Raw genomic sequence first — 14,248 nt, 5'->3', positions numbered from 1 at the left:
CCCGGCTGCACCGGCCCTGCCTGCATTTGCGCTGCGCGCACCCAACTAAACCCTGATTTGACCACCGCGGATACCACCGCCAAGGAGACATGCATGGATCGCAACGATCAGCAGGCCATCGACAGCCTTTTCACCAAGCTCGCGAATGTCGAGCGGCAATCGGCGCCGCGCGACACGCAATCCGAACAGTTCATCAACGACCGCATCACCCAGCAGCCCGGCGCGCCCTACTATATGGCGCAGACGATCGTCGTTCAGGAACAGGCGCTTGAGGCCGCCCAGCGCCGCATCGAGGAACTGGAGATGTTGAGCTCCAGTGCGCAGCCGCAGCGCGGCGGCTTCTTCGCGTCGATGTTCGGCAGCAGCAACCCGCCGCAGCGCGCGGTCGCCCGCCCGCAGAGATACGATGCCGCTCCCGCCTCCCCCTGGGGTGGCGCTCCGAACCAGGGATACGGTCATGCCGCTCCGATGGCACCGCGTGCCGGTGGCGGCTTCCTCGCCGGTGCCGCGCAGACGGCAATGGGTGTCGCCGGCGGCATGTTGCTGACCAATGCCGTCATGGGCATGATGGGCGGCAACGAGGCGCAGGCCGCCGAACCTCAGGAGGAAGCCCCCGAGGAAGAGATGGACATGTTCGGCGACGAGGAATGATACTGCCTGAGGATGCGATCAGCCGCGCCTCAGTCGTGCAGATACATGTCGCGTATGCCTAGATCAGCCTCGCCACCCTGCGGCGGGGCTGATCCGCATTCGGGCGTAACACTGGCGACTGCAATCGATCCCGCCAGAGCATCGTCTGCCCGGTTGTCAGGCAGGCTCCTTGCCACGGCGACGGCCAGCACAAGAAGTGCCAGGCGAAAAGCGAAGGCACGCAAGATTTTTTCAGAAGCGTCCATATCCAATCCGGCTCCAAGACCATATCAAGCATGATCGGCAGCCGGCGATTTCGCACAATGCGGAAGATACAAGGCAAGGCTTCGGAAAATCCGAAGGCCCGACGCGGGAGGGACTATGCGCTTCGATCTGACCGACCTTCGTCTCTTCCTGCATGTCGTCGAAGCGCAGAGCATCACGCAGGGTGCCGAGAGATCGGGCATGGCGCTGCCTTCGGCGAGCGCCCGCATCCGCGGCATGGAAGAGACGAGCGGCATCCCGCTGCTGGAGCGCGAGGCACGCGGCGTCCGGCCGACGCCGGCGGGAGAAGCGCTCACCCATCACGCCCGCATCGTGCTCGGGCAGATGGAGCAGATGCGCGGCGACCTGCAGCTCTATGCGGGAGGATTGCGCGGCCAGGTCCGGCTGTTTTCCGGCCGCGCCGCCATGGCGCATCTTCCGGCCAGACTGCGCCACTTCCTGGCCGATCACCCGGCGATCGATATCGACCTGCAGGAAAAGCAGAGCCCGGATGTCGTCGCGGCTGTCGCGGGCGGTCTCGCGGATCTCGGCATTGCCGCCGATACGAGCGAAACCGGATCGCTCGAAACCCGCCCCTTCGAGATCGACCGCCTCGTCGTGGTGGCCGCCTCGGACCATCCGCTGGTCGCAGAGGGGTCGGTGGCGTTCCGCGATATCCTCAGCGAGCCCTTCGTCGGCCTCCCGGCTGACAGTGCGCTGCAGGGGCACCTGTCGGCCCATGCCGCCCGCGAGGGCCGGCAGTTCAAGATTCGCGTACGGCTCGACAGTTTCGAGGACATCTGCGCGTTGGCCAGCAGCGGCGTCGGCCTCGCCATCGTTCCAGACGTTTATGCGCGGCGCTATCAGGCCGAAATGGCACTCGGCGTGATCCCGCTCACCGATGCCTGGGCGCTGCGCCATCTGCTCATCTGCGCCCGCAGCTTCGCCGCCCTGCCCGTCCACGCCCGCAAGCTGGTCGAGTACCTGACCAGTTCCTGAGGCTCAGCCGAAGGAGGCCGAACGCTCCGCAGGCATTTCCGCCCGCTGCGCGATTTCGCAGGCAAGCGCCCGCATGTCATAGGGCTTCGGCAGGAACACAGCAGCGCCCAAGGCGGAAATATCGACGTCACGGCCCGAGGTTATCCAGACCGGTAGCGACGGGCTGGTTGCGGCGAGCAACCGGCTGAGGTCCAAGCCGCTCAACCCACCGGGCATATCGACATCCGTCACGACGGCATCGATTTCGGCGCTCTTGCCGAGAACCGCAAGCGCCTCCAGCACATTGCAGCACTCGATCACCATATGCCCGCATGCGATCAGTTCATCGGCCAATGCAAAGCGGATCAGGGCTTCGTCTTCCACGATCATCACGACTGCCATCCGGTTTCCCTCCGTTGTCGCATGATGAAGGAACGCACGGAAATGCGGATCAGAGCGCGGCCGATGATTAAGATTTTAGTTTATGTTTAATAAAGTCCGAACGAACGGCAGGCGGTCACACCGCGCCCGTCCAGGCATAGATCTCGGCCGGCTCCTCGACACCGCGAAGCTTGAAATGTCCCGCCGCCCGGAAGGCGCCGCCGGTCTGGGCCGCAAATTGCGCCGAGGCCAGCAGGTTGGTTTCCAGCGCATCGGCGAGCTTTTCCATCCGCGACGCCTCGTTGACGGCCCGGCCGATGACGGTGAAATCGAGCCGCCGATCGGTGCCGACATTGCCGTAGAAGATCTCGCCGAGATGCAGCACGATATCGACAAGGAGCTCAGGTTCGCCGCGTTCCCGCCTGCCCTGATTGAGCGCGTCGTTCGTGGCGAGCGCCCTCCGCGCGGCCGACAGCGCCAGACGGCAGGCCTGCGCCGTATCCGCGGCCTGCACCGGGAAGATCGCCAGCAGGCTGTCGCCCATGAATTTCAGGATCTCGCCACCTTCCTGGACAACCGGTTGGCCGATCGCGTCGAAATGCTCGTTCAGCAAGTCGACGATATCGTGCGGCTCGTGCCTTTCGTTGAGCGACGTGAAGTCCTTGAGATCGGCAAACAGGATCGCGGCATAGATCGACGCGCCATCGCCGCGCTGGATCTGCCCGGTCAGGATCAGCTCGCTCGTCCGCTCGCCGGTATAGACGGCGAGCACGTCCTTCGCCACGCGGGTCATGGCGATCCGGCAGCAGGCGAGCGCCAGCGCGGGCATGACGCCTTCGAAACCGGCAAGCTGGCTCTCCGTAAAGCCGCCCAGCTGATCGGTGGCGATCGAGAAGCTGGCGCCTGCCAGAGCGGTATCACCAGGAAAGGGCGTGATCTTGATGACGAAATCGGTGGCACCGAGATCGCTGAGATCTGTCAGAACCGGAAATGGCGGGGTCTCGGCATTGGCCGGAAGGCTCCAGCGCATGAATTCCAGCTGGTTCTGCAGCAGATAGGAAATCGGCGAGCGCCGGAACAGCGCCTCACCCTCTTCGCCATGCTCCTGCGCCTCCTTGGAGATCCCCGTGTCCCGGTACCAGGCAACCGAGAGGCCGCGATGCTTCGGATCGATGGACGGCATGGCGATCGAGGCGCGCAGCAGCGGAAATCCCTGTTCAGTCAGGCGCAGCGAAAGGCCTTCGAGCAAGGCATCGATATCATCGGCGGCAAGTCCCTGCGCGATAATCCAGGCAATCAGGTCGGCCAAACCGTTCATCGAATCCCTCCGTCGTCACGCGATGATATCGCATAATTGCCATCCGCCCGAAACCAGACGCCGCCGCCCTGCCTTGCATAAGCAGGGTGCCTGCATTAGCTCAACGGGAAAGGGAGAACGGCCGATGATCTTGCTGATAGTCGCGATAGCGATTTTTGTGGTGTTCTTCTTCCTCTTCCCCCGGCCCGCGCTCGTGGCACTCGCCATCATCATCGCCACCGTGGCCTGCATCGGAGCCTATCTCTACTACCAGCAGTCCGGCCGCAACACCTCTGCGAGCCTGGTGACCGCCACCAGCACCGGAACCCAAGGCTGCACCGATCCCGCCAAGCCGGTCTACGTCGAAATCGCCAACGGCTCCGACCGCCAGGTGGACGCCGTCCGCTTCCGCCTCATCGCCAAACGCCCCGGCTACAGCGTCGAGGCCTATGCCGACTACCTGACGAGCTACAAGATCATCGAGCCCAAGGCCGTCTACGGCGCCTGCTTCGCGCTCAACCACTATCGCGGCCTCGACACACTCAACCTGTCGCCTGCCGACCTCGACTGGTCGGTGGAGATCTCATCGGTGGATTTTGCCGGGGATAACAGGTGACGGCGATCTTGCCTCGCCTCATTTTCCGGTAGCGCCACGCTTCGACCGTGAGTGCCGCGGCACCATGCGCCGCAAGAGCGATTTCGACTTCCGCTTTCGCGGGATGAGATCGATATCGCTGACGAGCTTTGCTCCGCCGTCGCGGCGTTCCAGGGTGATTTTGCGGCTGTGGAACGCTTCGAGCTCGGCCCGGTGGGCGACGCTGACGATGGTGACCTTCGGCAGTTCGCGGATGATCGTCTGCATCATCTGGTCCTGGCTTTTCTCATCGAGCGCCGAGGTTGCCTCGTCGAGCACGATGATATCGGGATCGTGGAGAAGCAGGCGGGCGAAGGCGAGGCGCTGTTTCTCGCCGCCGGAGAGGGTCTGATCCCAGGGCGCCTCCTCCTCGATCCTGGCGCTCAGATAATCCAGCCCGACGGCTTTCAGCGCGCCCTTGATCTCCTCTTCGCTCCAGTCGTCCGCGGCACGCGGATAGGCCGTTGCCCGGCGCAGCGTGCCCGAGGGGATGTAGGGGCGCTGCGGCAGCATGAAGAGCCGGCTGCCGGCCCGGAAGTTGACACTGCCCTGGCCCCAGGGCCAGAGACCGGCAATGGCGCGCACCAGTGTGCTCTTGCCCGTGCCGGATTCGCCGGAGACGAGGACGCGCTCGCCGGGTTCGATATCGACCTGCGTTTCCTTGACGACCGAAGTGCCGTCATCGAGCGACACCGAGAGATCGTTGAGGCTGAGCATCGCCTCGCCTTCCGTCTCGCCGTGCTGGATACGGCCGAGGGAATCATTGTGTTCGGCGCGCTCGAGCCCGTCGAGCGACATCATCAGCGAAGCGATACGGCGCGCGCTGGCGTTCCAGTCGGCAAGGCGCGGATAATTGTCGACCAGCCAGCCGAAGGCGGCCTGGACAATGGTGAAGGCCGATGCCGCCTGCATGACCTCGCCCAGCGTCATGGCGCCTTCGAGGAATTTCGGGGCGCAGAGCAGGATCGGCACGACGGGCGCGATCAGGCTCGATCCCTGCGAGACCAGCGTCGTGCGCATATGCTGGCCGGCCAGCAGCGCCCATTGCCGGATAACCTTGCCAAATGTCCGGTCGACGTCGTTGCGCTCCTCCTCCTCGCCGCCGAGCAGCGCAATGCTCTCGCCGTTTTCGCGCACATGCGTCAGCGTATAGCGGAACTCGGCCTCGGTCTGGTTCTTGACCTCGGAGACCGCGACGAAGTTGCGGCCGATGAAAGCGATCGAGGTCGAGGTAATCCCGGCATAGAGAACGGCGGCAACCACCAGAAAACCCGGAATTGTGATCATCGAGCCGCCGACCGGCAAGGTCAGAGCGCCGCCGATCGTCCAGAGGACAACGATGAAGGTGGAGGCAGACAGGAAGGCGACGATGACACCGGCGATGAAATCGACCGGCGATTCCGTGGCGATCCGGAGGTCTTCGGAGATACGGGCCTCGGGGTTGGCGTGGTCGCCGCCGATCAGGTTCAGCTGATAATAGCGGCCATTCGCCAGCCAGCGCTGGATGACCGCCTTCGTCAGCCACGAGCGCCAGCGCCGCTGGATCATCATCCTGACCAGCACCTGTGCGGTGACGAGCGCCACGCTTCCGAGCACCAGCGGCAAGAACACTGCGCTCAGATAATAGACGGTGCCGGCATCATGGCGCTCGATCGCGTCGAAGATCTTCCGGTTCCAGAGATTGATGCCGTATTGGAAGCCGACATTGAGGACGATCATCGCCAGCAGCCCGAGCGTGCAGGGCCAGGCGAAGCTGTCGCCATGACGGCTCCAATAGCCGCGCGCGCTGATCCAGAAGCGCCGCAGCAGATATCGCTTGCGCGCATGCTCGGCTTCTTCCGGCGTCAGGCCCGGATCGGGTTCGGCAATATCCGGCGGCGGAGGGGCCTCAACAGTCGATCCCTCCCCTTGGTGCGACTTCGCGGCACCTTCCGGTTTGGTGCCATCGACCGATTTCGGTTTCAATTGAGCTTCGGCCATGAGCCGACAACGGCGCAAAAATCAAAAGGTTTCATGGACGCCTTGCGGCGCGTTGCGGCAAGACGTCCAATGCGCGTGGCGATCCCCTCAACCGAAGGTGAAGGCGTAGGCCTGCACGCCGGGATCGAGGAAATGGATCTCGAACGTGTGGTCGCCGACCGGGCCGGCCTCGCGCACCAGCTGGTAGAGCCTTTGGCCGGTCACCGTGCCGTTGCCGTCGGCATCGGTATCGACGCCGTGGCTATCCCCCGGAGGCTTGCCATCGACCCTGACCTTGAAGCGGATCGGCTTTCCGTCCGCATTCGGACCGAGAACGAGATGCAGGTCGCGGGCATGGAAGCGGTAATAGATGCTGCCATCCTTGTCGTTGAGCCCGGCATTTTCAGGCCCGACCGTCCAGTTGCCCGTCAGCCCCCATTCGTTGAGCTTCGGCTCCGCCGCGCTATAGACATGCGGCGCGTCGTTGACGGTACCCTTGGTATCGACGAAATTCTCCGAGCGCTGCCAGCCGACATAGGTTTCCGGCGACTGCACGTCGTTCTGGTTCGATGCCGCTTCCGCGCCAGTCGCCTTCACATCGACGATGCCGCCCGCGACATTCTGCTTTCCGGCCTCGGCGAGCAGCTCTTGGATCACCCGCTCGGACTGATCATATTCACCCTCGCCGAAATGGTGATGGCGAATGCGGCCTTCGGCATCGATGAAGTAATGCGCCGGCCAGTATTGATTGTCGAAGGCGCGCCAGATGGCATAGTCGTTATCGATGGCAACGGGGTAGGTAATGCCGAGGTCGCCGATCGCCTTCTTGACGTTATCGACGTTCTTCTCGAAGGCGAATTCCGGCGCATGGACGCCGATCACGACAAGCCCCTGCTCCTTGTATTTCTCCGCCCAGGCTTTGACATAGGGAATGGCCCGGATGCAGTTGATGCAGGAATAGGTCCAGAAATCGACGAGCACCACCTTGCCCTTCAGCGCTTCGGCTGAAAGCGGCGGCGAGTTCAGCCATTGGATGGCACCGTCGAGCGGCGGCATCTTGCCTTCGACCGGCAATGTGTCCGCGGCTGCTTGCGGCTTTGCCTGCATCATCGTGTTGGCGCCGCTCATCATCTGGTTGCTGCCCCCACTCATCATCATCGCGCCGCCATCATTGCCGTTCATCACGACGGAAGACGGTTTCTGCGGCTGCAACTTGTCGATCAGTCCCTGCTCCAGCGATGCGGTGCTGGCGACCGACGCCTGTGTCAGGAAGCCGGTATCGAGGCCGAGGCCGATTGCGGCGACGGCAACGAGAACCGCCACACCGACCCCGCGGCGCAGCCATTCGCCGACGCCGAGCGACCGCTTCATCGTCTGATAGACCTTGCCGCCGACAAGGAGCGCCAGCGCAAGCGAGGTCGCCGCGCCGAGCGCATAGGCAAGCAGCAGAAGCGTGGTGCCGACGCTGGCACCCTGAAGTGCCGCCCCGGTCAGGATGAGGCCGAGAACCGGTCCCGCACAGGGCGCCCAGAGCAGGCCTGTGGCAACGCCGAGAAGCAGCGAGGCGACGACGCTGGAGCCGCCGGCGCGGGCTCCCTTGTCGGCAGACTGCGACAGACGCGCGCCGAGCGAAACCAGCGGCCGCGTCAGATGATCCGACAAAGCGGGAAACAACAGGATGATGCCGAAGACGGCAAGCAGGGCCAGCGCCGCATAGCGGCCATACTCGTTCGCCTGCACCGCCCAGCCGCCTCCGAGGGCGGCAAGTGTGGCGACCGCCGCGAAGGTAGCCGCCATGCCGATGAGCATCGGCAGGGTGCTGCGCATGAAGGGCTGCCCGGCGCGGGCGAAGACGAAGGGGAGCACGGGCAGAATGCAGGGGCTGACGATCGTCAGCACGCCGCCGAGATAGGCAAGGACGAAAAGGATCATGGAACTGTCTCTGGTCGATCAGGCCGAAGCCCTATGGAATGTCATGGCGACGCCATTCATGCAGTAGCGCAGCCCGGTCGGCTTCGGTCCGTCTTCGAAGACATGGCCGAGATGGCCGCCGCAACGGCTGCAGTGAACCTCGGTGCGGATCATGCCCATCGAGCTGTCTCTCGTCGTGCCGACCGCGCCGTCGAGCGGCGCCCAGAAGCTCGGCCAGCCGGTTCCGCTCTCGAATTTCGTATCCGACGAGAACGCATCCTGATCACAGCCGGCACAGGCGAACTTGCCTTTCCCATGCTCGTTGAGAAGCGGGCTGGTGAACGGATATTCCGTCCCCTCCTTGCGGAGGACCTGATACTGGTCGGCAGTGAGCAGCTTCCGCCACTCGGCATCCGTATGGGTCAGCGGAAAATCTTGGGCGGCTTCGGCCGGCCGGGCCGAAAAGCCGAAGCGGAGCGCAAGGGCACCAAGCCCGGCGCCAAAAAGAACATGACGTCTTCTGACCATGGTTTCAGTCTCCTCACCTGGTCTGCCAAACGAGACATAAGACACGCTGGAGGGCGTCCTTATTCCATCACGCTATATTTTTCTGAATATAGCGCCGCCTGCATCTACGTGAGAAGCCTGCCGTTTGTTACACACGTCGCGGTGATCACACCAAAATGTGAACCAACGGCGCCTGCGCATGTTTTTCGAAGCGCGAGCAGTCGCGCGGCCGCGCCCTTTTGTCCCTTGCGAGACGGAAAAGCGCGTCGTAGGGGAAATCACCAGACCCCGTGTTGGACCCGATCCGCCGATGATTGTTCGTGACAAGCCAAGTTTCCTCGTCCTGTTCTTCATCTTCCGGGGATCGGTGATCGAGCGCATCTATCCGCAGGTCCTGGCAGTCATGCTGCTGTCGGCGGTGATCGTCTGGGGACACAACAACGACCCGGGCATCATTCCCTCCGTGATCGGCGCCCCCTTCGCGCTGATCGGCATTTCGCTGTCGGTGTTTCTCGGCTTTCGCAACAGCGCCTGCTACGACCGCTGGTGGGAGGCCCGCAAGCTCTGGGGCCACCTCCTTGCCGTCAGCCGCGATTTCGCCAGGCAGAGTCTGCTGCTCGCCGGGAGCAAGGGCGGCAGCAAGCTGCGCCAGCATCTTCTCAATCTGAATATCGAATTCGCCGCAGAGCTCGTGCGCCACCTGCGTACCAGCGCGGAACCGGCCGGCTCGACAAGGCTGACCACCGACGAGGCCGCAGAACTTAGCAAGCAGCGAAACAAGCCGGATTATCTGCTGCGGCTGATGGGCGGCCTGCTCGCCGCCGAGCACCATGCCGGGCGGATCAGCGATATCGAATTCACGCTGCTCGACCGCACCGTCAGCGAAATGAACGGCGTGCTGACCGCCTGCGAGCGGCTGCGCAACACGCCGGTGCCCTTCGGCTACATGCTGCTGCTCCACCGCACAGCCTATCTCTTCTGCTTCATGCTGCCCTTCGGCTTCGCCGACGTGCTCGGTTACGTCACACCCCTCGCCGCCGGCGTCGTCGCCTACACGTTCTTTGGCTTGGATGCGCTGAGCGAAGAGCTCGAAGAACCCTTCGGCACCCTGCCGAACGACCTGCCGATCGCCGCAATCGCCAAGGCCATCGAGCTTTCGCTGCGCGAAGCACTCGGCGAAAAGGACCTGCCAGAACTGCCGAAGCCGGTAAACTCGATCCTGCTTTGAAGGCTGGGGCCCCGCGCAATCTGCCGCCGGTTGCCGGCAGGCAGCCCGCAGAGCCGATCACAGGTGAGTTTGGTCCCAGCCGTCCTTGACGGTTTCCATGGCCGGGTTGGTCGATGTGCTCGCGACATGCGGCAGCGTCGAGATCTTTTCGCCGAGGACACGGCGGTATTTGGCGATGTCGCGGGTGCGGACCTTCAGCAGATAGTCGAAGCGGCCTGCGATCATGTGGCACTGCTCGACCTCCTTGATCTTCTTGACCGCATCGTTGAAGCTCTTCAGCGCGCCTTCGGTGGTATTCGAGAGTTTGACCTCGACAAAGGCAACGTGATCGAGTTCCATCTTGGCAGGATTGAGCACCGCCCTGAAACCTTCGATATAGCCTTCCGCCAGCAAGCGCTTGAAGCGAATCTGGCAGGGTGTATTCGACAGGCCGACGCGGGCAGCAAGGTCCGTGATGGACATTCGGCCGTCTTCCGAGAGGGCCTCCAGTATCTTCTTGTCGAACTGGTCAAGTTCACTAAAATTTGCCGCTTCTCTAGTCATGACGCCTTCTCGAATGGAACTAGAATAGACGATTGCCACTGGATGATGCCGAAAGCAAGTTAGATCGACCGGAAGCGGTCATGTTATGCTGCGCTTGCTGGTGACAGAGGGCTTTGGAGAAGCCCGAAGGCGCCGGCTTTTGGACGTTCAACAACCTTCGCCGCTAGGACCTTCCATGCTCAAAGACGTCGCCGACAACGCCTCCGGATCGAACCCGAATTCGCCCTTTGCCCAGTTTGCCCCGCCGATCCGCGAGCAGTCGGAGCTTCGCGAGGCGATCACCGCGGCCTACCGGCGACCGGAGACCGAATGCCTGCCGCCGCTGGTCGCGGCCGCCAAGGTTCCCGACGATCTGAAGACGACGATCCGCGGCACGGCACGCAAGCTGATCGAGGCGCTGCGCGCCAAGCATAAGGGCACGGGCGTCGAAGGACTGGTTCAGGAATATTCGCTGTCGAGCCAGGAGGGCGTCGCCCTCATGTGCCTTGCGGAAGCGCTGCTGCGCATTCCCGATACCGCGACCCGCGATGCGCTGATCCGCGACAAGATTTCCGAAGGCGACTGGAAGTCCCACGTCGGCGGCGGTCGCTCGCTGTTCGTCAATGCCGCGACCTGGGGCCTCGTCGTCACCGGCAAGCTGACTTCCACGGTCAACGACCGCAGCCTGGCGGCGGCGCTCACCCGTCTGATCGCCCGCTGCGGCGAACCGGTAATCCGCCGCGGCGTCGATATGGCAATGCGCATGATGGGTGAGCAGTTCGTCACCGGCGAGACCATCGACGAGGCGCTGAAGCGCGCCCGCCCGCTGGAGGCCCGCGGCTTCCGCTATTCCTACGACATGCTGGGCGAAGCCGCGACCACGGCGAAGGATGCCGAGCGCTACTATCGCGACTATGAGAACGCCATCAACGCCATCGGCAAGGCCGCCGCCGGCCGCGGCATCTATGAAGGCCCCGGCATCTCCATCAAGCTCTCGGCGCTGCATCCGCGCTATGTGCGCGCACAGTCGAAGCGTGTCATGGAAGAACTGCTTCCCCGCGTCCAGAAGCTGGCGCTGCTCGCCCGCACATATGATATCGGCCTCAACATCGACGCCGAGGAAGCGGACCGCCTGGAGCTCTCGCTCGACCTCCTGGAAGAGCTCAGCTTCGATCCGGCGCTGAAGGGCTGGAACGGCCTTGGCTTCGTCGTCCAGGGATATGGCAAGCGCTGCCCCTTCGTGATCGACTATATCATCGACCTGTCGCGCCGCTCCGGCCGCCGGATGATGGTGCGTCTGGTGAAGGGCGCCTATTGGGATGCCGAGATCAAGCGCTCACAGCTCGATGGCCTCTCGGATTTCCCGGTCTATACGCGCAAGATCCACACCGACGTCGCCTATGTCGCCTGCGCCCGCAAGCTGCTTGCGGCCACCGATGCGGTCTTCCCGCAATTTGCGACGCATAACGCCCAGACGCTGGCAACGATCTATCATCTGGCCGGCAATGACTTCCAGGTCGGCAAATACGAGTTCCAGTGCCTGCATGGCATGGGCGAACCGCTGTATGACGAAGTCGTCGGCAAGGACAAGCTCGACCGCCCCTGCCGCATCTATGCACCTGTCGGCACGCATGAAACGCTGCTCGCCTATCTGGTCCGCCGCCTTCTCGAAAACGGCGCAAACTCCTCCTTCGTCAACCGCATTTCCGACCCGAAGGTCTCGGTCGACGACCTGACGGCGGATCCGGTCGACCTCGTCGAGGCGATGACGCCGCCCGGCAAGCCGCATGATCTGATCTCCCTGCCCGACGATCTCTACGGCGCGGAACGTCGTAATTCCGCCGGTATCGATCTGGCGAATGAGGCGGAACTGGCGCGCCTGGGCGGCAACCTGTCGAAGACCGTCGGGATGACCTGGCATGCCTTGCCGCTTCTGGCGGACGGCGACACGCAGGGTGTGACGCGCCCGATCCTGAACCCTGCCGATCACGGCGATGCCGTCGGCGAGGTGACCGAGGTCGAACCGGCGGCCGTTGCGAAGATCGCCAAGCTTGCGGCGATCGGCGCCACCGAATGGGCCCAGGTCTCTCCGGCCGATCGCGCAGCCTGCCTCGATCGCGCAGCCGATATCATGCAGTCGCGCATCGAAACGCTGATGGGCGTGATCATGCGGGAAGCCGGCAAGTCGGCGGCGAATTCGATCGGCGAAGTGCGTGAAGCGATCGACTTCCTTCGCTATTACGCCGAGCAGGCCCGTCGCACGCTCGGCCCCTCGCACGCCCCGCTCGGCCCGATCGTCTGCATCAGCCCGTGGAACTTCCCGCTGGCGATCTTCACCGGGCAGGTCGCCGCGGCCCTCGTCGCGGGTAACTCGGTCATCGCAAAGCCGGCCGGCGTCACGCCGATCGTCGCTTTCGAAAGCGTCAAGATCCTGCACGAAGCAGGTATCCCCCGTCATGCCCTGCAGTTCACGCCCGGCGACGGCCCGCTCGGTGCCGCACTGATCGACGCACCGGAAACGGCTGGTGTCATGTTCACAGGCTCTACCGGCGTTGCCCGCCTCATCCAGGCGCAGCTCGCAAACCGGCTTTCGAACTCGGGCAAGCCGATCCCGCTGATTGCCGAAACCGGTGGCCAGAACGGCATGATCGTCGATTCCTCGGCTCTCGCCGAGCAGGTCGTCGGCGACGTTATCGCCTCGGCCTTCGACAGCGCCGGACAGCGCTGCTCGGCGCTTCGCGTCCTCTGCCTGCAGGACGATATTGCCGACCGCACGCTGACCATGCTGAAGGGCGCATTGCAGGAGCTGTCGATCGGCCGCACCGACCGGTTGAGCGTCGATGTTGGCCCAGTCATCACAGCGACGGCGAAGGCCGGTATCGACGGCCATATCGAGAAGATGAAGGCGCTCGGCTGCAAGGTCGAGCAGCTGCCGCTTCCCGAGACGGCCAACCTCGGCACCTTCGTGCCGCCGACGATCATCGAACTGAAGAAGCTCTCCGATCTCGAGAAGGAAGTGTTCGGACCGGTGCTTCACATCATCCGCTATCGCCGCGCCGATCTCGACCGTCTCATCGACGATATCAACGGCTCCGGCTATGGCCTGACCTTCGGCCTGCACACGCGCCTCGACGAGACGATCGCGCATGTGACGAGCCGGGTGCAGGCAGGCAATCTCTATGTGAACCGCAACATCATCGGCGCCGTCGTCGGCGTCCAGCCCTTCGGCGGGCGCGGCCTTTCAGGCACAGGTCCGAAGGCGGGCGGTCCGCTTTATATCGGCCGCCTCGTGCAGAAGGCACCGGTGCCGCCGCAGCACAGCTCGGTCCACACCGATCCGGCGCTTGCCGATTTCGCCGTCTGGCTTTCGGGCAAGGGCAAGGCGGACGATGCCGAAGCTGCGCGCGAGCTCGGCAGCCTCTCGGCCGTCGGCCTGCAGAAGGAGCTCGTCGGCCCGGTCGGCGAGCGCAATCTCTACGCCCTCCATCCGCGCGGCCGCGTGCTTCTCGCCCCGTCCAGCGAACGCGGGCTTTACCGGCAGATCGCCGCGGGTCTCGCGACCGGCAACCAACTCGTCATCGACGAAGTTTCGGGCCTTCGCCAAACGCTGAAAGACCTGCCGGCCAGCGTCGCGCATCGTATCAGCTGGACCTCGGACTGGAACAAGGATGGCCCCTTCGCCTCGGCTCTCGTCGAAGGCGATGCCGAGCGGATTCTCACGGTCAACAAAGCGATCGCCGCGCTCGACGGCCCTCTGGTTCTGGTGCAGTCGGCAACGACGGCGGAGATCGAGAGCGATATCGAGGCCTATTGCCTGAACTGGCTGGTCGAGGAAGTCTCGACATCGATCAACACGGCTGCGGCCGGCGGCAATGCCAGCCTGATGACGATCGGCTGATCGTCAGCACAATGGCGCCGGGGCGGCTAGCCGCCCCGG

General features: G+C 63.8%; 12 protein-coding genes. 5 read left to right on the top strand and 7 right to left on the bottom strand.

The genetic code is table 11. The annotated features are described in order from the left end of the window. Nucleotides 1–93: 93 nt before the first annotated feature. Nucleotides 94–651 carry a DUF2076 domain-containing protein gene (locus ACEN84_RS26995; RefSeq protein ID WP_413712330.1) on the top strand — a complete coding sequence of 186 codons (558 nt, stop codon included), beginning with the start codon at nucleotides 94–96 and terminating at the stop codon, nucleotides 649–651. A gap of 29 nt (nucleotides 652–680) precedes the next feature. Here ACEN84_RS26995 and ACEN84_RS26990 read toward each other — a convergent pair whose 3' ends face one another. Then, nucleotides 681–902 carry a hypothetical protein gene (locus ACEN84_RS26990; protein WP_413712329.1) on the bottom strand — a complete coding sequence of 74 codons (222 nt, stop codon included), beginning with the start codon at nucleotides 900–902 and terminating at the stop codon, nucleotides 681–683. Nucleotides 903–1,011: 109 nt separating this feature from the next. On the opposite strand from ACEN84_RS26990, the gene ACEN84_RS26985 reads away from it, so the two are divergent. After that, a complete protein-coding gene (locus ACEN84_RS26985; RefSeq protein WP_413712328.1) occupies nucleotides 1,012–1,893 on the top strand; it encodes a LysR substrate-binding domain-containing protein in 882 nt (293 codons plus the stop codon). A 3-nt stretch (nucleotides 1,894–1,896) separates the two neighbouring features. Here the strand turns inward: ACEN84_RS26985 and ACEN84_RS26980 are convergent, their stop codons facing one another. Further along, nucleotides 1,897–2,274 (bottom strand): response regulator, encoded by a 378-nt coding sequence (locus ACEN84_RS26980; protein WP_413712327.1) that lies wholly within the window; start codon nucleotides 2,272–2,274, stop codon nucleotides 1,897–1,899. 115 nt (nucleotides 2,275–2,389) lie between these two features. Then, nucleotides 2,390–3,571: an adenylate/guanylate cyclase domain-containing protein gene (locus tag ACEN84_RS26975; RefSeq protein WP_413712326.1), complete on the bottom strand. Its 1,182-nt coding sequence runs from the start codon at nucleotides 3,569–3,571 to the stop codon at nucleotides 2,390–2,392. Between the two features lie 124 nt (nucleotides 3,572–3,695). Here ACEN84_RS26975 and ACEN84_RS26970 point away from each other — a divergent pair, with 124 nt between their 5' ends. Continuing rightward, nucleotides 3,696–4,166: a hypothetical protein gene (locus ACEN84_RS26970; protein ID WP_413712325.1), complete on the top strand. Its 471-nt coding sequence runs from the start codon at nucleotides 3,696–3,698 to the stop codon at nucleotides 4,164–4,166. An 18-nt stretch (nucleotides 4,167–4,184) separates the two neighbouring features. Here the strand turns inward: ACEN84_RS26970 and ACEN84_RS26965 are convergent, their stop codons facing one another. The 3 genes from ACEN84_RS26965 to msrB all read right to left on the bottom strand — a co-directional run bounded on the left by ACEN84_RS26965 (nucleotide 4,185) and on the right by msrB (nucleotide 8,582). After that, nucleotides 4,185–6,164, bottom strand: a complete 1,980-nt coding sequence (locus ACEN84_RS26965) for an ABC transporter ATP-binding protein/permease (protein WP_413712324.1) — start codon at nucleotides 6,162–6,164, stop codon at nucleotides 4,185–4,187. Between the two features lie 87 nt (nucleotides 6,165–6,251). After that, nucleotides 6,252–8,075, bottom strand: a complete 1,824-nt coding sequence (locus ACEN84_RS26960) for a cytochrome c biogenesis protein DipZ (RefSeq protein ID WP_413712323.1) — start codon at nucleotides 8,073–8,075, stop codon at nucleotides 6,252–6,254. 18 nt (nucleotides 8,076–8,093) lie between these two features. Next, complete coding sequence (msrB, locus tag ACEN84_RS26955; protein ID WP_413712322.1) at nucleotides 8,094–8,582, bottom strand: peptide-methionine (R)-S-oxide reductase MsrB; 489 nt, start codon at nucleotides 8,580–8,582, stop codon at nucleotides 8,094–8,096. Between the two features lie 289 nt (nucleotides 8,583–8,871). Between msrB and ACEN84_RS26950 the strand changes: the two genes are divergently transcribed. Continuing rightward, entirely contained in the window at nucleotides 8,872–9,789 is a 918-nt protein-coding gene (locus ACEN84_RS26950; RefSeq protein WP_413712321.1) for a bestrophin family protein, read from the top strand. A 57-nt stretch (nucleotides 9,790–9,846) separates the two neighbouring features. Here the strand turns inward: ACEN84_RS26950 and ACEN84_RS26945 are convergent, their stop codons facing one another. Beyond that, nucleotides 9,847–10,332, bottom strand: coding sequence for an Lrp/AsnC family transcriptional regulator (locus ACEN84_RS26945; protein ID WP_112711213.1), 486 nt, complete (start codon nucleotides 10,330–10,332; stop codon nucleotides 9,847–9,849). Between the two features lie 175 nt (nucleotides 10,333–10,507). Here ACEN84_RS26945 and putA point away from each other — a divergent pair, with 175 nt between their 5' ends. Further along, the gene (putA, locus tag ACEN84_RS26940; RefSeq protein ID WP_413712320.1) at nucleotides 10,508–14,209 is read left to right on the top strand and encodes a trifunctional transcriptional regulator/proline dehydrogenase/L-glutamate gamma-semialdehyde dehydrogenase; all 3,702 of its coding nucleotides are present in this window, start codon (nucleotides 10,508–10,510) and stop codon (nucleotides 14,207–14,209) included. The last annotated feature ends 39 nt before the right edge of the window (nucleotides 14,210–14,248 follow it).

This window comes from Rhizobium sp. Rhizsp82, from assembly GCF_047325115.1.
Lineage (GTDB): Bacteria > Pseudomonadota > Alphaproteobacteria > Rhizobiales > Rhizobiaceae > Rhizobium.
This window is presented reverse-complemented; position numbering and strand designations above follow the sequence as displayed.